1 protein-coding gene is annotated in these 239 nt (G+C 37.2%); it reads left to right on the top strand.

Annotated elements, in window-relative coordinates:
- A partial coding sequence (locus tag SB724_RS21665) for an EAL domain-containing protein (RefSeq protein WP_410573123.1) occupies positions 1-239 on the top strand: 239 nt, incomplete at both ends.

Raw genomic sequence — 239 nt, 5'->3', positions numbered from 1 at the left:
GTATACACGGCGCGGAAGCCCTACTACGCTGGCCAGGTGCTGACTTTAAAAATATTTCGATAGAAAAGCTAATTATACTCGCCGAACACACTGGTATTATTAATGAATTAACAATTTGGGTTATTGAACAAGCCTGTAAAGACATTGCGAAGCTGGCATCCGATGGCATAAGCAATCATAGTATTAGTATTAATTTAAGTGCAAAAAATCTAGCCATTACTAATTTGACCGAAAAAGTA

Origin of the sequence: Bacillus sp. SIMBA_031 (assembly GCF_046535225.1) — a bacterium.
Lineage (GTDB): Bacteria > Bacillota > Bacilli > Bacillales > Bacillaceae > Bacillus > Bacillus velezensis.
The sequence above is the reverse complement of the archived record's forward strand: the minus strand, read 5'-3'. Positions and strand labels throughout refer to the sequence as shown.